Consider the following 23,138-nt stretch of genomic DNA (forward strand, 5'->3'; position numbering starts at 1 on the left):
GGCTGGGGTGAAGCGTCCCTCCATGATGCGGCCGCAGGCCGTTGCGAAACCGTAACTGCTTGGTGATCTGGATAATTCACCGTTTCCGTGCCGTCGACTTGTGCTGTCGAACCTTTGCGCCGAATTGTGTGAATTGTCTTTTCCGCACCCTTTGTGTCGTATCCCTAGCCGCGACAAACGCATTCGTGAGGTCTCCAGATCCAGCCGTTCCGCGTAGGCGGCCTGGTTTTCCGGTTCTAGCGTTGGCGCAGCTTCGGTGCCGTCTACCAGCGAGAACGGCGCCGTTGGTCGAACACTGTGGTTCTGCAGGAAGGCAACTGATGAAACGAAGTACCTACGGGCGCTCGTCCCTGGCGGCGGTGCTGCTGAGCGTGTCGGTGCTCGCCGTCGGCGCGACCGGCGCGAACGCGGCGCCGGAGGCGCAGCCGAGCGAGCAGCAGTTGGCCGATTACATCGCGGCGGGCCGCAAGGTGGCACCCGTGGCGGATTCGGGCAGTGCGGGCACCGGCTCGGCGTGCACCTCGGGCAGCGGCGCGGGGTCGGGCAACGGTTCCGGTGACTGCTACGGCGGGTCGGGCAGCAGCTCGGGCTCGGCCGGCGGCTACGCCAGCGACACCGTGGGATACGGCCCGCCGATGACCTCGTGGCTGGCCGCGTTCGGTTACGGGTTGACCCATCCCGACGTCGCGCCGCCCGGCACCAACGACTGGAACTGCAAGCCGACCGCCGAGCATCCGCGCCCGGTGGTTCTGGTGCACGGCACCTGGATGAACGCCTACAACGGCTTCGCCTACATGGGCCAGCCGATCAAAGACGCCGGCTTTTGCACCTACACCTTCAACTACGGCCGGTCGAACCTGCTCGAAGGCGGCGGACTCGGCTCGGTACTGCCCGGCGTGATGGGCACCGGTTACATTCAGGACTCGGCCGAGCAGCTGGCGACTTTCATCGATCGGGTGCTGGCCGCGACGGGGGCGCCGGAGGTGGACATCGTCGCGCATTCACAGGGCGGGTCGATGTCGAACTGGTACACCAAGTTCGAGGGCGGCGCGGCCAAGGTGAAGAACCTGGTCACCTACGGCGCGACGCATCACGGCACCAGCCTGATCGGCATCGGTGCGCTGGGCAGGGCGATCAACAACTTCGGTATCGACATCCTCGGTTTCATCGAAATCTTCGTCGGGCACGCCGGTATCCAGCAGACCATCGGCTCGGACTTCGTCAACAAGCTCAACGAGAACGGCGACACCGTTTCCGGCGTCGACTACACCGTCGTCGGCACCCGCTACGACGAGATCACCAATCCTTACGATCTGACCTTCCTGAAGCCCGCGCCCGGCGTGACGGTGCAGAACATCACCCTGCAGGACGGATGCGAGCAGGACGTGTCCGACCACCTCACGATGATGTACTCGCCACGGGCGCTGTCCATCGCGTTGCGTGCGCTCGACCCCGCCGGTCATCCGAATCTGGAATGCACCTTCAACCCGTGGTTGCTCGGCGGCGGAGGCTCGCTGTGATCTCCGGATAGACCTGCTTCCGTCGAGCGGCGTGGCATGTGCCCTTACTTCGCACGCTCGCTCGACGGAAGCACCGCCCGCCACGCGTTCCTGCCCGCCGGACGGAATCCCTCAACCCGCCTCCGTCCCGGCGCGCACGTCCCCGGCGCGTGGCGGTGTGCCCACCGAGCGGACCCTCGCACCCGCCGCTCGGTGGGCCTCGGCGTATTCGGGGGTGTGTGGCTCCACTACGTAGAAGCTTCGGACTCGATGCGTGCGAACTGCTCGCCCATACGGGTGGCCAGCGCTTGCGCGGCCGACAGCGGGCGCACCATCACCATGAAGTCGTCGATCTTGCCGTGCTCGTCGAAGTGCAGGAAATCGCATCCCGTCAGCTGCTTGCCGTCGACGGTGGCCTCGAAGACGAGAGCGTGATCGCGACCGCGCGCATCCGCGATCTCACGCACGTACCGGAAGTCTTCGAACACCCGGATCACCGCGCGCAGGATGGCCGCGGTGATCGCCTTGCCCGGGTACGGCTTGAACGCCACCGGGCTGGTGAACACCACATCGTCGGCGAGCAGCGCCTCGATGGCCGCTTCGTCACGTGCTTCGACCGCTTCACGAAAGGGATGCATGTCCGCACCTTTCATAGTCAATTCTATGAGTATGTTTGTGGAACATTAGCGACGTGAACGCTACTCGTCTAGAGCAGAGTAAACAAGGAATTGTATAGTCATCTCCTGTGTTAACCTGGGGCGATGGCGCTACGCAACGCGGTGCTCGCCGCGCTCCTGGAGGGCGAGGCGTCCGGATACGACCTGGCCAAAAGCTTCGACGCCTCGGTCGCGAACTTCTGGATGGCCACGCCGCAGCAGCTGTACAAGGAGCTCGACCGGATGGCGACCGACGGACTCATCGAGACCCGTGTCGTCCAGCAGGAACGCCGCCCCAACAAGCGTCTGCACGCCATCACCGCCGCAGGCCGGGATGCGCTGCACGAATTCATCGCCGAGCCCGCCAAGCCCACCGCCATTCGTGACGAGATGATGGTCAAGGTGCAGGGCATGGACGGCGAGGACGCGTCCACCGTCCGCGCCGCCGTCGCGGAGCGAATGGAATGGTCCAAGACGAAACTGGCGCGCTACGAACGCCTGCGGTCGCGGTTGCTGGACGGGCGCAGTGAACAGGCGTACCTGGCCGAGGTCGAACGGATCGGCCCGTATCTCACCCTGCTGCGCGGAATCTCGTTCGAGCAGGAGAACATTCGCTGGAGCGCGTTCGCCCTCTCCGTCATCGACCGGCGCATCGCGGCGCAGGCCGAGCAGCGCCACCCCGAGACCGACTCGCGCTCGCCTCGAGCGTCCGCCGATTCGGACCCGATCACCTCTGCCTGAATCGCCACGAACAGCCGCAGCTCGCCATCCTGCTCGTACACCCCGACTGGTTCCAGGGTGATCCGTGGCCTCGATGCGAGCCATATCGGAGCGGGCATCGGTGGACTCGCTCGCGGCATGCTCACCGGCTGGGTCACCGGGCAGTCGAACTCGTCGACCATCTCTCGATCGCTTGCTGGACCGAAAGCGAACGGCCAAGCGCGGCAATTCAGTTCGAATCGGGACTGAGGAGGGGAGTGGCCGCGTAGGTGGGAAGCGATCAGGTGACTGTTCGAGGCCGCGATCCGGTGACTGCGGCTATGCGTATACGTATACTGCAATCATGTTGGACCCCCTGAGTCTTGCAGTCGGCGCCGGCCTGCTCGGCGTCGGCTGGATATGTGGCCGCTTCGGGCATCGGCGGCGAGTTCGGTCGGGGGAGAAGAAACTTCCCGCGAGCTGCGGTTGCGGTCACGACTTGGCGCTGCACGACCGTGCGACAGGCAAGTGTCACGCCGAGGTCTCCCGTAAAGGCACCCACGGCCTACGAGAGTGGGTCGGCTGCAACTGCCGTCGTTACACCGGCCCGACCCCGCTCGAGGAAGTGTTCGCCGCACCCCTTCTCCCGCCGGAATCGTGAACGGACGGAAGATCGATGCCAGGCGGTCGTCGGCTCGCGTCCGGCAGGTGGCGCCCAACAACGGTATGGGCGGCCTGCTGCGGCGAGTGCATCGAGGTGGCTCGCCACACTGATCAGGAATCGAGAAGCGCCGCGTACCGAGCAGCGCATAGCGTTACTGCCATGAACATCACCACTGACCAGCCCACTATCGAGTCCGTCATGCTCGAGGTGGCCGATCCCTCTGCCGCCGAGGCCTTCTACGCCGCCGCGTTCGGTCTCGGCGACAAAGTGCGCGTGCGCGCCTCCGAGGCGCCGACGAGCGGGTTCCGCGGCTTCATCCTCTCGCTCGTGGTGTCTCAGCCGAGCACCGTCGACAGCCTCATCGGCACCGCCGTCGACGCAGGCGCGACGACGCTCAAGCCGGCCAAGAAGAGCTTCTGGGGCTACGGCGGCGTGGTGCAGGCTCCGGACGGCGCGATCTGGAAGATCGCGACGTCGGCGAAGAAGGACACCGGCCCGGCCACCCGGGAGATCGATGATTTCGTGGTGCTCCTCGGCGTCGACAACGTCAAGGCGACCAAGCAGTTCTATCTCGACCGTGGCCTGAGCGTGGCGAAGAGCTTCGGCAGCAAGTACGTCGAGTTCGACGCCCCGTCGTCGGCGGTCAAGCTGGCGCTCTACGGCCGCCGGGCCGCCGCCAAGGACGCCGGTGTCGCCCCGGAAGGCAGCGGGTCGCATCGGATCGTCATCGGCGGGGATATCGGGTCCTTCGCCGACCCGGACGGGTTCGCATGGGAGGCCGCCTCCGCCTGAGTCGGCATGAGGAGCTGTCTGGTTGTCCAGCTGTCGCAGGTGTAAGCGTGTTGCGAGGCAGCGGTTTCGTTCCGAGGGAGCGGCGTGGGTCAGTGGCGGGGTCGCGGGCCGAGCGGAGTTGGGTAGGCGGGCAGCGGGTCGCTCGGTCTGGCCCTACACTCGACGCACACGCACGCTTTCGACGGAGGTGATCGGCGGTTGAACCCCATGGATCCGCGCGACCAGCACACCGCACGTTATGAATCCGGTTACCAGCCGGGGAATTACCGTGATCCCGGGTACGGCCAAGATCACGGGTACCGCCAAGATCACGGATACGGCCAAGGTTCCGGGTACGGTCAAGAACCCGGCGCGTATCAGCAGTCCGAATATCCGGACCGGCAGTCTCGGCCGCAGCAGGGGCCGGACGTCAACATCGGCATGTTCGCAGGCGGTGTGATCGCGACGGCGGTGGTCACCGCGCTGGCGGCCTGGCTGTGCGCCTGGATCATCGAGATCATCGCCCACCGGGTGACCGAGAGTGGCAGCTTCGGGGTGTGGAACCCGATGGCCCAGGACGCGTATTGGTTCGCGGTCGTGGCCTTCATCTGCGCGCTGCTGGCCGGAGTGCTCTGGTACCTGCTGCGCCTCGGCACCCCCTCGCCGGAGCTGTTCTTCAGTTGGATCGTGGGAATCCTCACCGCCGCGGCGGTGATCATCCCACTGGCACTGTCCAGCGACCTCTGGGTGGGTCTCTCCACCGGGATCGAACACTTGGTGATCGGTCTCCCGATCTTCAGCTTGGTGCGCATGGTGGGCGCCAAGAGCATCGTGCACCAGTGAAGAACGACCGAGCGGCGGCCGGAACTGGGCAGCGTGCACGACCACGAATCGGCTGAGATCAGGTAACCCCCGGCACTCGCGCGTGAGCCGGCCTGCGGCGGGTACAAGGGGTTGATCATCTCGCTTCCCAGCGGACCGCTGCACGCCATGATGATCTGCCGATCAGTCGGCCTGCCGTAGGCGACGCTTGCGTCCGCTGCTGCCCACCACGCACTCGGTAGTACCGATTCCCGCAGTTCGATAGTGCGCCCGCGATCGGCAGGTAGCTCAGGTCGCTGCGGACGACGGGCACGCGCCGCTTCGTGAGCAGGCCGCCGACCGAGCCGCAGGGACTTCTCCTCCGGTGACCCGTGCACTGGGTGTTCGGCGAATGGTCGGCGATGAACTGCTGGGATGCCGCACAGGCGGGACCGTACGCTGTCGTGCGGGTGCACCCTTGCGGCTTCTGTGATCGGCGTCACTCCAAAAACTGCGCGAATTTCCGGCGACGGTGTCGAGAACAGCGCCCCGGCTCCGTCCCTGGTGCACGAGCGGCCCAACCGGCCGTACAACCGAGAAGGAGCTCATGGTGAAGTATCTGCTGCTCAAGCACTATCGCGGTGGCCCGGCCCCGACAATGGACCAGCCGCCGATGGATCAATGGACTCCTGACGAGGTCGACGCCCACATCCAGTACATGAACGATTTCGCCGCCCGCCTGCAAGAGACCGGCGAGTTCGTGGACGCGCGGGCCCTGGCTCCAGAGGGCACCTTCGTACGATCCGACGGTGCGGGACGCCCACCGGTGACCGATGGCCCGTTCGCCGAGACAAAGGACCTCATCGCGGGCTGGATGATCATCGACGTGGACTCCTGGGATCGAGCGGTCGAGCTGGCCGGGGAGCTGTCCGCGGCTCCCGGAGCCGGTGGCGAGCCGATTCACGAATGGCTGGAGGTGCGGCCGTTCCTCACCGAGTCGCCCGCGGTGACGGATTGAACGAGCCGCTGCTGCGGGAGCTGGTACCTGCGGTGATCGGTGTCCTCGTCCGTCGCGGAGCTGACTTCGCCTCGGCCGAGGACGCCGTTCAGGAGGCCGTGATCCGGGCACTGGAAGCCTGGCCGGAGGAACAACCACACAATCCGAAGGCGTGGCTGATCTCGGTCGCGTGGCGCAAATTCCTCGACGCCGCCCGGGCGGAGACGGCCCGGCGCGAGCGCGAGATCGCGGTGGAGGCCGAACCCGCCGGCGGCCCGGTGCCTGCCATGGACGACACACTGCGCCTTTACTTCCTGTGCGCGCATCCCACCCTGCCTCCGAGTTCGGCAGTCGCGCTGACCCTGCGCGCGGTCGGTGGCTTGACGACCAGACAGATCGCGACGGCCTACCTGATTCCGGAAGCGACGATGGCACAGCGGATCAGCCGGGCCAAACGGCGCATCGCCGGGGTCCGGTTCGAGCAGCCCGGCGACCTGGCGACCGTGTTGCGAGTGCTCTACCTGGTGTTCAACGAGGGATACAGCGGGGATGTCGACCTGGCGGCCGAGGCGATCCGGCTCGCCCGCCAGCTCGCTGCCCTCTCCGACGAGCCCGAAGCGGCCGGATTGCTCGCGCTCATGCTGCTGCATCACGCGCGCCGGGATTCGCGCACCGGGCCCGGCGGTCGCCTGGTGCCGCTGGCAGAGCAGGACCGCTCGCTCTGGGACGCCGAGCTGATCGCCGAAGGAGTGACGATCCTGCAGACCGCGTTGGCCCGCGACCGGCTCGGCGAGTACCAAGCCCAGGCCGCGATCGCCGCCCTGCACGCCGACGCCCGCACCGCGTCCGAGACGGACTGGGTGCAGATCGTGGAGTGGTACGACGAACTGCTGCTCCTCACCGGCAGCCCGATCGTGCGGCTCAATCGCGCCGTGGCGGTGGGCGAAGCCGATGGGCCACAGGCCGGCCTCGCCGCGCTCGGTGACGTCGACCCCGCCCTGCCGCGGTACATCGCGGTGACGGCATACCTGCGCGAACGCGCAGGCGATCTCAGCCACGCCGCCGACCTGTACGCCGAAGCTGCGCGCGCCGCCACCAGCTCGGCCGAACGCGACCACCTCACCCGCGAAGCGGCGCGCGTGCGGCACCACCTGCGATGCGATCATTGAGGCGTGCGCCACCTCCTCCGCTCGGTATGGGACGAACCCCACGCGCCTGACCCACCGCGGCGGTCGTGGCGGGACTGGGCGCTGGTGGGGGTGTTCGTAGGGCTCGCGGTGCTCGAAGGCGCTGTGCGGCACGATGTTCCGCATCGGGTCGTCTGGGTGCTCGTCGCGGTCGCGATCATGCCCACGCTGTTGTGGCGGCGGAGCAGACCGCTGCTGATGACCGGTATCGCGTTCGTAGGTTCGGCCGCGACGACCGTGCTGCTGGGTGGCGAACAGTCGGGCATCGACGCGATGGCGGTGCTGCTGCTGCTGCCGTACACGTTGTTCCGGTGGGGATCCGGACGTGCCATCGTGGCGGGATCGGTGATTGTCTTCGCGACGGCGGGCATCGCGCTGCTCGCAGGCGGTCTGCCGGTCCCCGATGCCGCCGGGGCGTTCGTCGTTCTGTCCTCGGCTGTCGCGCTGGGCTTGGCGTTCCGGTACCGGGCTCGGGCGAAGGCGCGTGAACTCGAGCAGGTCAAGCTGATCGAACGCGAACGACTGGCACGCGATCTGCACGACACCGTCGCGCATCATGTGTCGGCCATAGCGATTCGTGCCCAGGCCGGCCTGGCGACCGCGCAGTCCGCACCGGGCGCCGCCGTCGACGCCCTGCGCCTGATCGAGGCCGAGGCCGCGAGCACACTCGCCGAGATGCGCGCCATCGTGCGCGTGCTCCGGCGAGACCAGCCGCTCGCGGAAGAGGACCGCACCCCCACCCGCGGCATCACCGATCTGGAACGACTGGCCGAGACCACCGCTACCGGTCCGTCCGTCGACGTCGAGATCAGCGGCGATGTCACCGATCTGCCCGCGACCCTCGGCGCCGCGATCTACCGCTTGGCCCAGGAGTCGGTCACCAATGCCGTGCGGCACGCGCGAAACGCCACCCGCATCGAAGTCCGGGTCACCGCCGACGACGCAGCGGTGCGGCTGCTCGTGCGCGACGACGGCGACGGCGGTCCAGCCCGCTCGATCGTCACGCCGGGCTACGGGCTGGTCGGTATGAGCGAGCGCGCCGACCTGCTCGGCGGCACCTGTGCGGCGGGCCCGAACCCCGGCCGCGGATGGACCGTGACGGCCGTGCTGCCCCGCGAAGGCGCGGCGACATGAGGGCAGGCGAGCCGGTGGACACGAACCTGCGCGTGGTCGTCGCCGACGACCAGGAGATCGTCCGCACCGGACTGGTGATGATCCTCGACGCTCAACCGGGCATCGAGGTCGTCGGCGCGGCGGCCGACGGGGAACAGGCCGTCGAGCTGGCCCTCGACCTCCGCCCCGACGTGTGCTTGTTCGATATCCGCATGCCGCGCGTCGACGGTATCGAAGCCACTCGCCGGCTGGCCGGGCCGACCGTCGATGACCCCCTCGCCGTCGTCGTCATCACCACCTTCGACCTCGACGAGTACGTCTACGCGGCGCTGCGGGCCGGCGCCCGCGGATTCCTGTTGAAGGAGGCCGGGACCGCGATGCTCACGCAGGCCGTCCACGCCGCCGCGCGCGGCGACGCGCTGATCGCCCCGACTGTCACCGCGCGTCTGCTCACCGCCTTCGCCGGCGCCGGGCCCGCCGCGTCGCCGGTCCAGCCGGCCAGCGCGCTCACCGAACGCGAGGAGCAGATCCTGGCCGTCGTGGCCCGCGGGCGCACCAACCACGAGATCGCCGCGGAACTGCACATCAGCCTCAGCACGGTCAAGACCCACATCGCGAGCCTGATGGCCAAACTCGGCGCGCGCAACCGCGTCGAGATCGTCATCTGGGCCTACGAGACCCATCGCGTCAAGCGCTGACCGGTGGAGCGCATCGGCCGAAAGTCCTAGCGGCGACCGGCCTAACGGACGGCGCGGATCGAACCGCTCGTCCGATGTGGTGCGCCGGGCGGATCGCGAGGATTGCGTCATACCGTCAGCACTGGCGGCCCGGCTCCGGCATCCGAGGAGGACACCATGTCGACATGGGCGAACGCGATCACCCCCGACGCATCCGGCGGCGATCGGAGCCCCACGATGCGGGCGATCGTCCAACGCGGCTACGGCCCGCCCGAACAGGTACTCGCACTCGACGACATCGCCCGACCCACCCCCGGTGACGATGACGTCCTGATTCGGATGCGGGCCACCAGCGTGAACACCCCGGACTGGCTGGCGGTGACCGGAGTCCCCTACCTCCTGCGGCTGCAATTCGGGATCGCGAGACCGTCGACGCCGGTGCGGGGAAGCGACGTCGCCGGAATCGTGCAGACCGTCGGCAAGAACGTGACCGACTTCCGGCCGGGCGACGAGGTGTTCGGTTCGCTGTGGGACAACAGCGTCAAGTCGTCGGTGGGCACGTTCGCCGAATACACCGTGGCGCCGGCGTCCCAGCTGATCACCAAACCCACGTCGCTGTCCTTCGAAGAGGCAGCGGCAGCGGTCATGTCGGGCATCACGGCGCTGCTCGCGATACGAGACGTGGGCCGGGCCGGGCCCGGCAAGCGCGTGCTGATCAACGGCGCGTCCGGCGGTGTGGGGACATTCGCGGTACAGATCGCCAAGACGCTGGGCGCGCATGTCACCGGCGTGTGCAGCACCCGCAACGCCGAGTTCGTCCAGTCGCTCGGCGCCGACGAGATCATCGACTACACGCGCACGGACTACACCCGAGGCACCCAACGCTACGACCTGATCCTCGACAACGTGTTGAACCACCCGCCCGCCTCGACTGCCGAACTGCTGACAGCCGGGGGAACCTTCATCCCCAACAGCGTCGGGCCCGCCCACGGGCTGTTCGGCAGCCTGCCGCGAATCGCGCGAGCGATGACGATGCGCTGGGGCCCGACCGACGTCCGCACCGCCACCTGTCTCCCCACCCGCGAGAACCTCGACGATCTCGCCGCTCTGCTGGTGTCCGGCGACGTCAAGGTGATCATCGAGAAGTCCTACCCACTCACCGAAGCCGCTCACGCGGTCGCCCACATGCTGGCGCATCACGCCAGAGGCAATATCGTCATCACCATGTAGGCGGCCCGCCCACTACGACCGGTCGCGCCCCTCGGCGGTTCAGCGGGCGGCGGCGAGCGCTGCGAGGGTCTCGGCGGAGGTGTGCGCCGGTTCCCAGCCGAGGTGCCGCTTCGCGCGGGTGGTGTCCATGACCACGGGAGTGCGGACGATGTGCAGCCACTCGAGAGTGGCGGGCACGAAGGGGAGACGGGCGAGAGCCGCGGATGCGGCGGTGGCGGCGACCGCGGGGACGCGCACCGGCCTGCCGCCCAGCGCGGCTACCACGTCGGACAGGCTGAGGGTGCCGTCGCCGGCGATGTTGTAGGCGCCGGGCGGCGCGTCCGCGGTGGCGGCCAGTGCGATGGCGGCGGCCACGTCGTCGTGGTGGACGAGTTGCAGCGGGTGTCCTGGGTCGGGGATCACCGGCTTGAACAGCGGATTCGACCGAGCCAGCGTACGCAGCGGACGGGGAAGTTTCTCCCACGGCAGATCGTGCAGGGCCGGTGCTTTCGGGCCGGCCACGATGCACGGCCGCAGCACGAAGACCTCGAGGCCGGAGCCGGTGGTGATCTCGGCGAGCGCCGCCTCGCATTCGGCCTTCTGCTCGGAGTAGTAGTGCTCGGGCGAACCCTCGGGCGGTACGTCCTCGGTAATGGGGGAGGGATTTTCCGGGTGGTAGCCGTAGGCGGCGACCGAAGACGTGTAGACGAGGCGGCGGGCCCGCTCGGAGGCGGCCGTCGCCTCGAAGACGTTGCGGGTGCCCGCGAGATTCACTCGCGCGCTTTCCGCTCGCGAACCCATGATCACGAACGCCAGGTGGATCACCACGTCGGCGTCCGCGACCAGGGCGTCCACGGCCGCTCGGTCGAGGATGTCGCCGCGCCGGTACTCGGTCTTGGTCCAGCCGTGCGCGGCAGGGTCGAACGGTCGGCGGGCCATCCCGACGATCCGGTCCACTGCCGGGTCGTGCTGAAGTGCGGTGACCGCGGAGATGCCGATCTCGCCGGTCGGCCCGGTGACGGCGACGGTGATGCCCATACGGCCGGAATTCCCCGGCCACGGTCGGCGAAACCGTGCTCAGTCGGGCGGTTCGACGGCGCCCGCGTCCTCGTTCACGTCCTGATTCTCCGGGGTTACGCGGGTCTCGAGATCCAGGTCGTCGGGGTGGGAGGTGTCGGTCTGGTCGCCCAGTTCGGGTGCGTTCTGGTTTCCGGGTTCGGTCACGCTCATGGGCTACCCACCGGGGTGGTTTTCACGCGGAGAGCGCGCAGTCGAGTCGTAGGTGCCCATCAGTCGCAGAAGCATTGGACGACATGCATATGAGTTCGCACTGGTCGGCATCGACTGCAGTGCTCGAGCCGGACCGCGTGTCTTCTGCGCGTTTCAGTCCGATGAACTGCCGGTATTTGAGATAATCAAGGTGGACGCGTACTCGGTACGCACAGGTTTCTGCGCGCTCAGACCCCTCCAACTGTTCCGCCGTGAGCATTCACGATGCGGGAGTCGGCGATATCGAGCCGACGACTCGGTACGGCAAGCACATTCGAATCCATTGCGATGTGTCACGAGATCAGCGAAGGACTCTCGGCATGGCTCGATACCTGTTGGCAGCGAGTCCGATACCCGGGCATGTGGCACCCATGCAAGCCGTCGCGGCTGACCTGCGGCGGCGTGGTGATCAGGTGCGCTTGGTCACCGGAACTGCGTATCGCGCATCCAGCCGGGCGCAGGGTGTCGAATTCTCGGCGCTGCCGCGAGACGCCGAAATGACACGCGCTGCGCTGCCACGAGGTCGAGCTTCGGATTTGATACGGCGGTGGCGAACCGGCCGGGCGGAGCTGCGGTCTGCTTTCCTCGCCCCGATGGCCGCACAGTGCCGTGCGCTGGCCGGTGAGCTGGAGCGAACGGAATTCGATGCCGTTCTCGTCGATGTGATGTTCACCGGGGCCATTCCGCTGCTGTTGTCGCAGCGGAAGCGGCCGCCGGTAATTGTCTGCGGCGTCGTTCCGTTGATGTTGTCCAGCGCGGATTGTCCGCCGTTCGGGATCGGCTGGCAGCCGCAAGCTGGTCGTGATTACACGGCTATGAACCGCTTCGTGCAGCAGGTCTTGTTTCGTGGTGACCAGGCCAGGATGAACGCGATTCTGCGTGCGCTCGACATGGGGCCCGCGCCTGTTTTCCTGCTGGACTGGCCTCTCCTGGCCGATCGGATTCTGCAGTTCACTGTGCCCGGATTCGAATATCCGCGAGGAGATCTGCCGCCGTCGGTGGTCTTCACCGGACCGATTTCGAACCCGATGTCCGGGGATGCCGACTTGCCGAGTTGGTGGCCCGCCCTGGGGGAGGCAAAGAGGATCGTTCACGTCACACAGGGCACATGGGACAACCGGTGTTTCGATCAGTTGCTCCGCCCCACCCTGTCCGTGCTGAGCCAACGCTCCGACGTGCGGGTTGTGGCGTGCACCGGTGGCTCGCCCACACCGATCGGGCCCCTGCCTGCCAACGCGTACGCCACCGATTTCATCCCCTACGCACAGCTTTTGCCCCGCGTCGACGTGATGATCACCAATGGTGGCTACGGTGGCGTGAACCAGGCACTGAGCTACGGCGTGCCATTGATCGTCGCGGGCGATACCGCGGACAAACCGGAGACCGCGGCCCGCGTGGCATACGCCGGAGCAGGCGTCGATCTCGGTACCGCATGGCCGCGGTCCGCAGCTATCGCGACGGCGGTCGACAGGGTGCTCGATTCCGGCAGCTTCCGTCACGCGGCAAGCCGGTTGGCGGCGGAGATGGCGAAGCGGTCGCCCTTCGAGGTGATCGCTGCGGTACTGACGGAGGTGTCCTCAGGCCCGCAGCGTTCCGCGTCCGCCATCCGCGAACGGCATTCGAGTCCGAGGAACCGAGGATGACCGCGCGTGCGGGATCCCTCGGCTCACTGCCGCTCGACGCGTTCGGTCACAGCCACCAGCGCGGGGGTAAACGGGCTCGAGAACGCGGTGCCGCGCCGTTCGCGCCGCCACCGGGGTCCGGCCGATGCCTGCCGTTCTCGCTGCCGAGAGGAGATGGAATTGATCCGCACGGAACTCGATGCCGCCGGCATCACGGAACAGGGACTGCGGCGGTCGTATCGGATCTGTCGCGAGCTCAACGCTCGGCATGGGAAAACCTTCTTTCTCGCCACTCGGTTGCTCGCACCCGATCAACGGCCCGCCGTGCACGCGCTGTACGGATTCGCCCGGCGCGCCGACGATATCCTGGACGAATTCGACCCGTTTTTGTCGACGGCCGAACGCGCTGCCCGATTGGACAGGCTGGCACGACAGTTCGAGGCCGGGGACACCGGTGGCGATCCGGTGCTGGCCGCGGTGCTGCACACCGCCGAGGCCTATCGGATACCGAGCCATCTGTTCAGTGCGTTCTTGGCCTCGATGCGTCTGGATCTCTCCGTCACCGACTTTCCGGACCGCGCCGCGCTGGACCGCTACGTCTACGGTTCGGCGGAGGTGATCGGGCTACAGCTGCTGCCGGTGCTCGGCACCACGGACTCGGCGGCGGCAGCGCCGTACGCGGCCGCCCTCGGCAAGGCATTTCAGCTGACCAACTTCCTGCGCGACGTCGATGAGGACCTGGCTCGTAACCGCATCTATCTGCCCGCTGACGAGCTGGCCGCGTACGGCGTGGACCGAGAGTTGCTGTTCTGGTGCCGCCGACATCGCCGAGGCGAGCCGCGAGTGCGTCGCGCGTTGGCGGCGCAACACGCGATCACCAGAAAGATCTATGATTACGCGCTCGGTGGGATCGAGTTTCTCGCGCCCCGCTCGCGGCCATGCGTAACGACCGCGGCAACCCTGTACGCAGAGATACTCGACCGCATCGAAGCCGCGGATTTCGAGGTGTTCGGCCGACGTGCCAGAGTCGGAATCGGTCGGCGACTACAGGTCGGCGCGGCGGGCCAGCTGCGAGCGTGGTGGGTACGGCGACCCGCCGGACCGGCTCGGCCGAACACTTCGCGCGCCACACCGGACGATTCCGCATTACCGCTCGATTCCGCCGATCCGCGCGAACATACGTGAGGTGTTGGTATGGACCATTGGCGTTATCTCCTCGTTCTCGTCGCCTGCCTGGTACTGACCGCTCCGCTGGAGTTCCTCGGTCCTGGTGTCTACCGCCGGCCGCGACTTCTGCTCGGCGCCCTGCTGCCCACCGTCGTGTTGTTCGTGGTCTGGGACCTGGTGGCGATTGCCGGCGGCGTGTGGGATTTCAATCCCCGCTATCTCCTCGGGGTATTCCTGCCCGGCGCGATTCCGCTGGAGGAGCTGCTGTTCTTCCTCGTTGTCCCGCTGTGCGGGCTGCTGACCTACGGCGCGGTCGAAACACTGCTCGACATGGGCCGCCGCAGCGCCAGGAGCGCGACGAAAGGGCAGCGATGACGAGCTTTGTGGGTTCGGGGTACACGCTGCCCGCCGTTGCGGCGGTCGTCGTGGTGTGTCTGGTCGAGTGCGCGCTGTTGCGGACCGGGCTGTTCCGGCGGCCCGGCTACTGGCTGACGATACTGATCGTCCTGGGGTTTCAGATTCCCGTCGACGGGTGGTTGACCAGGCTCGACGCGCCGATCGTGCGGTACAACCCGAAACACATTCTCGGACTTCGATTTCCCTGGGATATCCCGGTGGAGGACTTCTTGTTCGGTTTTGTCTTGGTGACATCCGCGCTACTGGGCTGGGAGCGGACACGGCAGCGGCAGAGGGGTGCGCGGCAATGAGGTTCGGTGCATCGGCTGCTCGGCGCGGCGGGGATCCCCGGCGGGTGCGCTATCCGGCAGCCGCGGGGCACATGGACGTCGGCCGTGGCGGTCGGCGCCCGTGCGCCGTTGTGGTCGGTGCGGGGATCGCGGGCCTGGCGGCCGCGACGGGGTTGGCCGAACGAGGCTTCCACGTCGAGGTCATCGAACGCGAGCGGTACCTGGGTGGACGCGTCGGCGGCTGGGCCGAACACCTGCCCGACCGCAGCGCGGTCGGGATGAACCGTGGCTTCCACGCGTTCTTCGCGCAGTACTACAACCTCCGGAAACTGCTGGCTCGCACCGATCCGCAGTTAGACAGGCTGCGGCGGCTCGATGACTACCCGCTCATCGATGCCGAGGGCCGTCGCGACACCTTCCGTCATCTTCCGAGCACCCCGCCTTGGAATGCGCTCGCCTTCGCACTGCGCAGCCCGACCTTTCGCCTTCGCGATCTGATTCGTATGGACCCACGCGCTGCCGCGCCGCTGGCCGCGGTCTCGGTCCCGGACATCTACCACCGGATCGACCACCTGGATGCGGAAACGTTCCTGCGTCGCGTCAACTTTCCCGACGCAGCCCGCCACCTCGCATTCGAGGTCTTCTCGCGCAGCTTCTTCGTCGCTCCCCAGCACATGTCCGCCGCCGAGCTGGCGACGATGTTCCACATCTACTTCCTGGGCTCCAGTGAAGGCCTGCTCTTCGATGTGGCAGAAGACAATTTCGATGTCAGCCTGTGGACACCGCTCGCGGACTACCTCACCGCGCCGCGAGTGCCCGGGCGGCCAGGCACGGTCCGCTTCCACACGGGCGTGTGCGTCGACCGAATCGATACCGATGACACGACCGGGTTCCGCGTGGCAGACGACACCGGCGCCGAGATGAAAGCCGACACGGTGGTCTTGGCCGTCGATGTCACCGGGCTGCGCCGGATCGTCGCCGCGTCACCGACACTCGGCGATGCCCCATGGCGTTCACAGGTAGCCCACATGGCTGTCGCACCGTCCTTCGCCGTGCATCGTCTGTGGCTGAACCAGCCGGTGCGCGCCGACCGTCCGAGCTTCCTGGGCACCGGAAATCTGGATCCGCTCGACAACATCAGCGTGGTGAACAGGTACGAGAAGCAAGCAGCGGACTGGGCGGGCGGAAACGGTGGAAGCGTCGTCGAATTGCACGCCTACGCCGTCGCGGACGAGATACCGTGCGACGCGGCACGTCACGAGGTGCGCGACCGGTTGCTGGCCCGGCTGTACGAGATCTACCCCGAGACTGCCGAGGCCCGCATCGTGGGGGAGAACATGTTGTGGCGGCAGGATTGCCCACGGTATGCGCCTGGAGACTTCGCTCGACGGCCCGGCGTATCGACTCCGCACCCCCGGTTGGTCCTGGCCGGCGACGGCATACGGGTCGACCTGCCGGTAGCTTTGATGGAACGGGCCGCGACCACCGGCTGGATCGCGGCCAACACGCTCGTGCGTCAGTGGGCGGGCGCGGGGCACTCCCTGCAGACGGTCCCCAGCCATGGCCGATCGGCGATCCTGCGCACGCTCGCCACCCGCCAGAGGACGCCGTGAGCAAACGCGCCGAGTTCGGCAGATGGCCGAAAGACATTCCGCTGCAGCGATTCTCGCCCGAAAAATGGTCCCGGCAGCGGCCGACACACGCGGATGCGGACCCCGGCCTCATCGCGGCCGCACTGCGATGGTCACAACAGCGGCCATCGGGTAACTGGTACACCTTCGCCGCCAGTCGCAGTGTCGGCCGCGACCGTCCGTTCGGCACGACCATCTGCGGGGTCGAACTCGTTGCCTGGCGAGACGAGCGGAACATCCTGCACGTCGGTCCGGGCGCGTGTCCGCACCTGGGAGCACCACTCACCCAGGCGCAGGTCGACGACGCCGCACTGATCTGCCGATGGCACGGTCTGCGGGTAGAAGCAACCGGATCCGCCCGATGGTGTCCGTACCCCAGTTACGACGACGGCGTGCTGGCCTGGGTACGGCTGGACGCGATCGGAAAGCAATCACCCGCCGACACACCGATCATCGGCGCCCGCCCCGCCGACACCACCGTGCACGCGGTGACGCGTTTGACCGGCGTATGTGAGCCCCGCGACATCATCGCGAATCGACTCGATCCCTGGCACGGCTCATGGCTGCATCCGTACTCGTTCACCCACTTGGAGGTGGCGCAGGCGCCGCCGCGGCGCGATATCACCGAGGAGAATCATCGGTTCTTGCTCACCGTGACTTTCCGAGTGACCCGTCGGCTCGGCGTGCCCGTCGAGGCCGAGTTCACCTGTCCGGATCCGCGCACCGTCGTCATGCGAGTCGTCTCCGGTGAGGGAGCGGGAAGCGTGGTCGAAACCCACGCGACCCCGATGGGTCCCGGACCCGACGGCCGCCCGCGCACCGCGGTGATCGAGGCCGTGATCGCGAACTCGGAGCGGCCGGGGTTCCGGTACGCGCGTCGGGCTCTGCCGGTGTTGCGCCCGCTGATGACTCGCGCCGCGACGCGGCTGTGGCGTGACGACATGGCGTACGCCGAGCGCCGGTATCAACTGCGTACTCACCAGGTGTAGAGACTGTCTCCAGAGGTAGGCGCGCCCGCCACGGTGGCCTCCAGCATGTATGACGCTTTCGTCACAAAGCTTGGTCGGCACCACCGTCGCCTTCAACCGGGACGGATCCTTGATCTCGCACGGCAGGACCATCGGCAGCGGCCGACTCGTCTACAGCAGCTGGCTCACCATGCAGCAGAACGGCGAGAAGGACCGGAAGGCCTGCGCCTACAACGATTTCGCACTGGTGAAGATCGCGGCGGCGGATCTGGGCAAGGTGAACCCGAGCCTGCCGCACTGGGGCGGGCCGACCGGAATCAATACCACCGGAGCCGCGGCGGGCGATCGCGTCTACAGCTACGGCAACTCCAGCCTGCGTGGCGGCGTCTCCGGTCTGTCCCCCCAGGTCGGCGAGAGCGTGAACGATGACCCTGCCGTCGGCGGCTGGACCCACACGCTCAACCGCGCCCACGCCCGGTATTCCCGGCGACAGCGGCAGCGCCTTCCTCGATCGCGATGGTCGCGCCCTCGGCACCCTGTCGACCCTCGGCATCGCCCTTCCCATCGTCAACCATGTCGGCGACATCGACCAGGAACTGGACTACGCCCGAACACATTCCGGCATCTCCGGACTCCGGTTCGTTCTGGGTACCGAACCGTTCGACCCCAACCGATGAAGGGTCGATGACCATGACACAACGGGGATGTCGAGTCTTGGACGTCGAGAATTCGCCGCCGATCGATCGGTGCTCGCACGCGTATTGTGACGAATTCGTCAGAACAACTTGACTGAGACTTTGCGTCGCATATGACGATATCATCAGTCTTCGGAGGGAGTCGTCGGCCCTCGGCCCTCGCCGAATTCCGGCAGGAGCACTCTGCCGACACAGCGCCCACCGCGGTAGCTCCAAGGCCGGGTCGAAATTCAAAGGCGAATCCTCATGACCAAGATCGATTACTTTCCTGTGCATCTCGAAGTCGAGCGGGGTGACCAACCGAGCGTCGAGAGGCGGTCGCGCACTGGATATCTCGGAAATTCCGCGCTCGCGACCGCCGCCCTACTCGCTATGATCGCGATAATCCTGCCGAGCTACGTCGCCGACAGGCTGATCAAATTCCCTGCTCAGGTTCGGCAGGTGATCGCGTCCGGCACAGGCACGATGGCGGATCTCGATCTGCAGTTACAGGGCAGACTCCACGTCGAACGCGACGTCCCGATCGAACTTTCGACCTTGGTGACCACTGTCGGGCCCACAGATTCCGAGACTGTCACACTGCGTGTCACGCAGCAGTCGACGAGGCTGGACCGCTCGGGCCGGGACAGTCTTCTCGATGCGCTGGTCGACCAGGTGAGCATGAACCGGACCACCCCCGCGGCGCGGCGAAGTCCAGCACTGACGGTTTTCGAGCCCGGTCAACGTCCGCTCGAGACAGTACGCAACGGGTTGCAGTACAAGTTTCCTTTCGACACCGGCAGGCGCGATTACCCGTACTTCGACGTCATCTCCCAACAGGAGATTCGCCTGCGGTACATCGATGAGGCCACTGTGCGAGCGGGACTGCGACTCCTGCATTTCCGCGCCGACATCAACCCGGTCGAGTTGTCCGGTCTACTGCCGACGCGGGGGCCGCTGACTCTCCCCGCGCGGATGACGGGGCGAACCGGTGACGAGGAATCGGTCACGATGTCGCTGTACTACTCCGCTACCCGCGACCTCTGGGTCGATCCCGTCACCGGCGCGATCATCGTGGTGAGCGAGCATCAACGTCGGTATCTGGCCACCGCCATAGCCGATCCCGCACCTGTCACCGTCTTCGACGGCAACCTGCGCTTCGATGAACAGACCATCGACGAAATGATCAGCCAATCGCAGGCAGCACGCGAGCGGATCGCTGCATTGCGAACATATGGACCTGTGGCCGCGGCGATCACAGCGATGGTCGCACTGGCTTTCGGTGTCCGGCGACTGACGGCATCGCGACGACACGCTGTGCGGTGAGCCGGCTGCCCGACACGCCGCCGCCCCTTCGGCAGCGCGGGCGGGGCCGGCCGGAGGCGGTGCACGCGGCTCGCTCGGGACGCAGGTACGGATCGGCGCGCAGATCCAGCACTACTCGGCCCTTTTCGACGAGCGCGCGGAACGCGGATTGCTTTCGCGAGCAACGTGAGCCGGTCATGCCGATGTCAGGATGATCTTTCGGATGTGCGTCGTGCGAGGTCAGGGTTCTTCGCCGTCTTCATGATGTCGTAGTGGGGCAGGGTGGGTCGGGCATATACGCCGCCTGACCGGGCAAAGGGCCGTCCGGTTCAGCTTCGGATGCCGAGCGTGCCGGTCCAGGTGGGCGTGTCGAGACCGGCCCGCGCGGCCAGTGCGAACATGGCGGCGAGGTCGTTGTCGGTGCGTGGTTGGGAATCGTCCTCGGGGTAGTGCTGTGCCTTCAACCGCACCATCGTCTCGGCGAAGGATCGAAGTACGGTCTCGGTGAGAGCGCCACGCTCGGCGTCGTCGAGCAGTTGTTCACACAGCTCCGGCATACCGGTGTCGGTGGCGTCGAACTCCAGCCGTTCGGCGATCTCGCCGACCGCGTCCACCCGTGTCGTCAAAGCCGAGATGCCACAGTCGAGTCCGTCGTCGGCCAGATCGTTGGGGTAGGGCGCCCGGTGCCAGGCCCCCTCATCGAACCAGTAGATACAGCCGACCATGTAGGCATTGATCAGATCCTGCAGGTAGCGTCGCGGCAACCATTCCGGCGCTCCGGCCAGCAGGTCGATCGCGGGCTCGTACCCCTTGACCTTGCTCGATTCGTCTTCTCCGACGAGCACTGCACGGCCGTCGCCGAACCACTTCAGCACCCACCAGGTACAACCGCAGTCGTCCCAGTGCAGGCCGTCGTCATCGATCCAGTATCCCGAACGATGCTGCTGCGGCTCGAGCTCTTCGTCGCGATCGTAGGTAGCGACCGCTACGGCCGCCCACCGCGCCCACAGCAGCCGCGCATCCGGCAGATCGGCAGGGCGCCCGGGCCGGTGTAGCTTCGCCAATGCAGTTCTCCTGATTCGTGTTCGGTGTCAGCTTCGGCAGCCGCTCCAGCATCTCGTATACGCGCAGTATCGCCGACCGCCGCACCTACCTACGCGCCACCATCAGACGCACTGCGCGGTCTTGCCTCTACTTGTGTTGCGCCATCAGGGCAATCGGGCCGATTCGTGAGGTGTCCAGACCCAATCCGAACCGGGAGAATGCGCTGCCTTCTTCGGCTTAGCGTTGGCGGAGCTTGTGCGTCGTCGAGAGCTGAATCGGTGGCGGGTAGACGAACGTGACGGTTGGAGGAAAGCTAGCGATGAAACCTAGTTCCGACGTCGGCGCCGGACGTGCGGCCGCGTCTGTTGCCGATTCGGGCAGCGTGCGGGTGAGAATCCGAACAGCTCGGCGCTCCGCGGCTCACGCGCTCGTCGTGCTGGCGGTGACGTTCGCCGTGATCGCAGGACTGGTCACGGCGTCACCGCCTGGCAGCGCCGATACCGCGTCGATCACCGGCTCGTGGGCCGAGGACGACCGGACCGTGCAGTTGCGGGTGCATTCCGCGGCGATGGGGCAGGACATCATGGTGAAGGTGCTGCGTCCGGCCGACCGTTCGGTGCCGAGGCCGACGTTGTATCTGTTGAACGGTGGCGGTGGTGGACAGGACAGCGCGACCTGGCAGAAGAACACCGACGTGTTGCGCTTCCTTGCCGACAAGGACGTGAATGTCGTGCAACCGGTGGGTGGGCGCTGGAGCTATTACACCGATTGGCGTGCGCCGGACCCGAAACTGGGTGTGTACAAATGGAAGACGTTTCTCACCGAAGAGCTGCCGCCGCTGATCGACGCCGAGTTCGGCACCACCGGCGTAAACGCCATCGCGGGCCTGTCCACCTCCGGAACCTCGGTGCTGCAGCTGCCGATCGCCAAACCCGGGCTGTACCAGGCAGTCGCGGCCTACAGTGGTTGCGCGCAGACCAGTGACCCGATCGGCCGTGAGTTCATCGAACTCGCTGTCGAAAGCTGGGGCGGCGGCGACACCGAGAACATGTACGGCCCACCCGACGACCCGATGTGGGCGGCCAACGATCCCTACCTGCACGCCGACCAACTCCGCGGCATCCGCCTGTTCCTGTCCACCGGGACCGGCATTCCGGGCATGTATGACACCTACAACGGCGCGTATGCCCAGCCGGGGCCGCGTGGCTATCTGAACCAGCTCGTGCTGGGCGGCGTGATCGAGGCTGCGGTGAACTGGTGCACCCACAACATGCGCGACCGGCTCAACGCTCTCGGTATCCCCGCCACCTATGACTTTCAGCCCACCGGTACCCATTCCTGGGGGTATTGGCAAGAAGCGCTGAAGAATTCGTGGCCGGTCTTGGCGGAGGGCCTCGGGCTGCCGCTTTGAGCGATGAGTGCAGGATGAGCGCTGGCCGTGAGCGGAATGTCGCGGTGGCAGTGCATCGTCTGGACTCGGCATGGTGATAGTCGTCGACCGGCCGAACCCCGGAGGCATTGCGGGAGCGGTGCGAGGCGGTCGGTGAACGCTGGTGAGCGTGGTTTCAGTCGGCGGCGAAGCGTGCGGCGTTGGCTGCGGCCCACCGGGCGAAGGTAGTCGCGGGTCGGCCGGTGACGTCCTGGACGCTGGTGATGGGCAGGGTCGCGGGGTCCGGGTCGAAACCGCAGAGAACATTGTCGACATACCAGGTCGCGGTGTCGCCCATGGTGGGGGTCAGCGCGGTGATGGTGTCCTCGCGCGAGGACCGGTGCAAGCTGATGTCGCGGCCGAGTGCGTCGGCGAGGTGCCGGACCAGGTCTGTGCGAGTGAGGATCTCCGGCCCCGCCAACGGGAAGGCGCGGCCGAGATGGTTGTCGCTCAGCAGGGCGGTGGCGGCGACGGCGGCGATGTCGTTCATGGCGATGGGCGCGCTCGCGGCTTCGGGCCGCGGATCCCGCACGGCGCCTGAGCGGATCTGGTGCGACCAGCTGAGGGTGTTCTCCATGAAATCGCCAGGCCACAGGTGGGTCCAGGCCAGGCCGCTGTCCTCGACAGCCATGCAGACGCCGCCCCACCAGCTCTCCGGTTCGCCGGACAGATCGACGACATGCCGGACACCGGCCGCGCGGGCCAGCGCGAGCACCTCGGTGACACTGTCCGGTGTCGGCGCCAGGTACATCCGCTCCACACCCGCGAACGCCGCGGGCAGGGTGTCCGGCCGACGCAGGTGGCCCTCAACGACCTCGACCCCAGCGGGCAGCGCTGCCTTCCGTGGGTTGTTGGTCAGTGCGCGGATATCGTCGACTCCCTGCGCGAGCAGGTGGTCGACGACCTTGCGGCCGATGTTCGCGGTGGCTCCGGTTACCAGGATGGTCATCTGTCCCTCTCCGGTGTGGGTGCTGAACAACCCATCCTGCCAGCCGATTCGAGATCACGGTGCCGGTGAAGAACAGATGACCTTGCGTCGCGGTCGGTCTTCACTGTGTGCCGCTCCATGG

24 protein-coding genes are annotated in these 23,138 nt (G+C 66.9%); 19 read left to right on the forward strand and 5 right to left on the reverse strand.

What is annotated here, in order from left to right; genetic code table 11:
- The first annotated feature begins 320 nt into the window (after positions 1-320).
- Entirely contained in the window at positions 321-1,520 is a 1,200-nt protein-coding gene (locus tag ON19_RS12625) for an esterase/lipase family protein (RefSeq protein ID WP_043690474.1), read from the forward strand.
- Positions 1,521-1,747: 227 nt separating this feature from the next.
- On the opposite strand, the gene ON19_RS12630 is transcribed toward ON19_RS12625, so the two are convergent.
- Entirely contained in the window at positions 1,748-2,137 is a 390-nt protein-coding gene (locus ON19_RS12630) for a nuclear transport factor 2 family protein (protein WP_043690727.1), read from the reverse strand.
- Between the two features lie 123 nt (positions 2,138-2,260).
- Here ON19_RS12630 and ON19_RS12635 point away from each other — a divergent pair, with 123 nt between their 5' ends.
- The 9 genes from ON19_RS12635 (at position 2,261) to ON19_RS12670 (ending at position 10,294) form a co-directional block, all read left to right on the forward strand.
- Positions 2,261-2,896, forward strand: coding sequence for a PadR family transcriptional regulator (locus ON19_RS12635; RefSeq protein WP_043690476.1), 636 nt, complete (start codon positions 2,261-2,263; stop codon positions 2,894-2,896).
- Positions 2,897-3,218: 322 nt separating this feature from the next.
- On the forward strand, positions 3,219-3,515 hold the full coding sequence (locus tag ON19_RS40125) for a hypothetical protein (protein ID WP_227954868.1): 297 nt from the start codon (positions 3,219-3,221) through the stop codon (positions 3,513-3,515).
- Between the two features lie 162 nt (positions 3,516-3,677).
- The gene (locus ON19_RS12640) at positions 3,678-4,310 is read left to right on the forward strand and encodes a VOC family protein (protein ID WP_043690480.1); all 633 of its coding nucleotides are present in this window, start codon (positions 3,678-3,680) and stop codon (positions 4,308-4,310) included.
- Positions 4,311-4,517: 207 nt separating this feature from the next.
- On the forward strand, positions 4,518-5,132 hold the full coding sequence (locus ON19_RS12645) for a hypothetical protein (protein WP_043690483.1): 615 nt from the start codon (positions 4,518-4,520) through the stop codon (positions 5,130-5,132).
- Between the two features lie 565 nt (positions 5,133-5,697).
- Positions 5,698-6,108 (forward strand): YciI family protein, encoded by a 411-nt coding sequence (locus tag ON19_RS12650; RefSeq protein ID WP_218006399.1) that lies wholly within the window; start codon positions 5,698-5,700, stop codon positions 6,106-6,108.
- The gene (locus ON19_RS12655) at positions 6,105-7,256 is read left to right on the forward strand and encodes an RNA polymerase sigma factor (protein ID WP_043690487.1); all 1,152 of its coding nucleotides are present in this window, start codon (positions 6,105-6,107) and stop codon (positions 7,254-7,256) included. The genes ON19_RS12650 and ON19_RS12655 overlap by 4 nt, the downstream gene beginning before the upstream one ends.
- A gap of 3 nt (positions 7,257-7,259) precedes the next feature.
- Entirely contained in the window at positions 7,260-8,408 is a 1,149-nt protein-coding gene (locus tag ON19_RS12660; protein ID WP_043690490.1) for an ATP-binding protein, read from the forward strand.
- Entirely contained in the window at positions 8,405-9,085 is a 681-nt protein-coding gene (locus ON19_RS12665; RefSeq protein WP_043690493.1) for a response regulator, read from the forward strand. The genes ON19_RS12660 and ON19_RS12665 overlap by 4 nt, the downstream gene beginning before the upstream one ends.
- A 156-nt stretch (positions 9,086-9,241) precedes the next feature.
- Positions 9,242-10,294: an NAD(P)-dependent alcohol dehydrogenase gene (locus ON19_RS12670; RefSeq protein ID WP_051168797.1), complete on the forward strand. Its 1,053-nt coding sequence runs from the start codon at positions 9,242-9,244 to the stop codon at positions 10,292-10,294.
- Positions 10,295-10,333: 39 nt separating this feature from the next.
- On the opposite strand, the gene ON19_RS12675 is transcribed toward ON19_RS12670, so the two are convergent.
- Both ON19_RS12675 and ON19_RS41805 read right to left on the reverse strand, forming a co-directional pair.
- Positions 10,334-11,311 carry an NAD-dependent epimerase/dehydratase family protein gene (locus ON19_RS12675; protein ID WP_043690497.1) on the reverse strand — a complete coding sequence of 326 codons (978 nt, stop codon included), beginning with the start codon at positions 11,309-11,311 and terminating at the stop codon, positions 10,334-10,336.
- A gap of 39 nt (positions 11,312-11,350) precedes the next feature.
- Positions 11,351-11,497 (reverse strand): hypothetical protein, encoded by a 147-nt coding sequence (locus ON19_RS41805; RefSeq protein ID WP_157229681.1) that lies wholly within the window; start codon positions 11,495-11,497, stop codon positions 11,351-11,353.
- A gap of 638 nt (positions 11,498-12,135) precedes the next feature.
- On the opposite strand from ON19_RS41805, the gene ON19_RS12680 reads away from it, so the two are divergent.
- The 8 genes from ON19_RS12680 to pgfA all read left to right on the forward strand — a co-directional run bounded on the left by ON19_RS12680 (position 12,136) and on the right by pgfA (position 19,616).
- Positions 12,136-13,185: a glycosyltransferase gene (locus ON19_RS12680; protein WP_227954867.1), complete on the forward strand. Its 1,050-nt coding sequence runs from the start codon at positions 12,136-12,138 to the stop codon at positions 13,183-13,185.
- A 159-nt stretch (positions 13,186-13,344) separates the two neighbouring features.
- Complete coding sequence (locus ON19_RS12685) at positions 13,345-14,349, forward strand: phytoene/squalene synthase family protein (protein ID WP_083899333.1); 1,005 nt, start codon at positions 13,345-13,347, stop codon at positions 14,347-14,349.
- Positions 14,350-14,358: 9 nt separating this feature from the next.
- Positions 14,359-14,706, forward strand: coding sequence for a lycopene cyclase domain-containing protein (locus tag ON19_RS12690; RefSeq protein ID WP_043690500.1), 348 nt, complete (start codon positions 14,359-14,361; stop codon positions 14,704-14,706).
- Positions 14,703-15,038 carry a lycopene cyclase domain-containing protein gene (locus tag ON19_RS12695; protein WP_043690503.1) on the forward strand — a complete coding sequence of 112 codons (336 nt, stop codon included), beginning with the start codon at positions 14,703-14,705 and terminating at the stop codon, positions 15,036-15,038. The genes ON19_RS12690 and ON19_RS12695 overlap by 4 nt, the downstream gene beginning before the upstream one ends.
- Positions 15,035-16,630, forward strand: a complete 1,596-nt coding sequence (locus ON19_RS12700; protein ID WP_051168799.1) for an FAD-dependent oxidoreductase — start codon at positions 15,035-15,037, stop codon at positions 16,628-16,630. The genes ON19_RS12695 and ON19_RS12700 overlap by 4 nt, the downstream gene beginning before the upstream one ends.
- Positions 16,627-17,637, forward strand: a complete 1,011-nt coding sequence (locus tag ON19_RS12705; RefSeq protein WP_043690508.1) for a Rieske (2Fe-2S) protein — start codon at positions 16,627-16,629, stop codon at positions 17,635-17,637. The genes ON19_RS12700 and ON19_RS12705 overlap by 4 nt, the downstream gene beginning before the upstream one ends.
- A 404-nt stretch (positions 17,638-18,041) precedes the next feature.
- The gene (locus tag ON19_RS43120; RefSeq protein WP_051168800.1) at positions 18,042-18,293 is read left to right on the forward strand and encodes a hypothetical protein; all 252 of its coding nucleotides are present in this window, start codon (positions 18,042-18,044) and stop codon (positions 18,291-18,293) included.
- 264 nt (positions 18,294-18,557) lie between these two features.
- Positions 18,558-19,616 (forward strand): cell envelope lipid trafficking protein PgfA, encoded by a 1,059-nt coding sequence (gene pgfA / locus ON19_RS12715; RefSeq protein ID WP_043690510.1) that lies wholly within the window; start codon positions 18,558-18,560, stop codon positions 19,614-19,616.
- Positions 19,617-19,924: 308 nt separating this feature from the next.
- Here the strand turns inward: pgfA and ON19_RS38860 are convergent, their stop codons facing one another.
- Positions 19,925-20,659 (reverse strand): hypothetical protein, encoded by a 735-nt coding sequence (locus tag ON19_RS38860; protein ID WP_051168801.1) that lies wholly within the window; start codon positions 20,657-20,659, stop codon positions 19,925-19,927.
- A 299-nt stretch (positions 20,660-20,958) separates the two neighbouring features.
- On the opposite strand from ON19_RS38860, the gene ON19_RS12725 reads away from it, so the two are divergent.
- Entirely contained in the window at positions 20,959-22,050 is a 1,092-nt protein-coding gene (locus ON19_RS12725; protein WP_083899329.1) for an alpha/beta hydrolase, read from the forward strand.
- Positions 22,051-22,204: 154 nt separating this feature from the next.
- Here ON19_RS12725 and ON19_RS12730 read toward each other — a convergent pair whose 3' ends face one another.
- Positions 22,205-23,017, reverse strand: coding sequence for an SDR family oxidoreductase (locus tag ON19_RS12730; RefSeq protein ID WP_043690750.1), 813 nt, complete (start codon positions 23,015-23,017; stop codon positions 22,205-22,207).
- Positions 23,018-23,138 lie beyond the last annotated feature (121 nt).

It is taken from the genome of Nocardia abscessus NBRC 100374, from assembly GCF_000308455.1.
Taxonomy (GTDB): Bacteria; Actinomycetota; Actinomycetes; order Mycobacteriales; family Mycobacteriaceae; genus Nocardia; species Nocardia abscessus.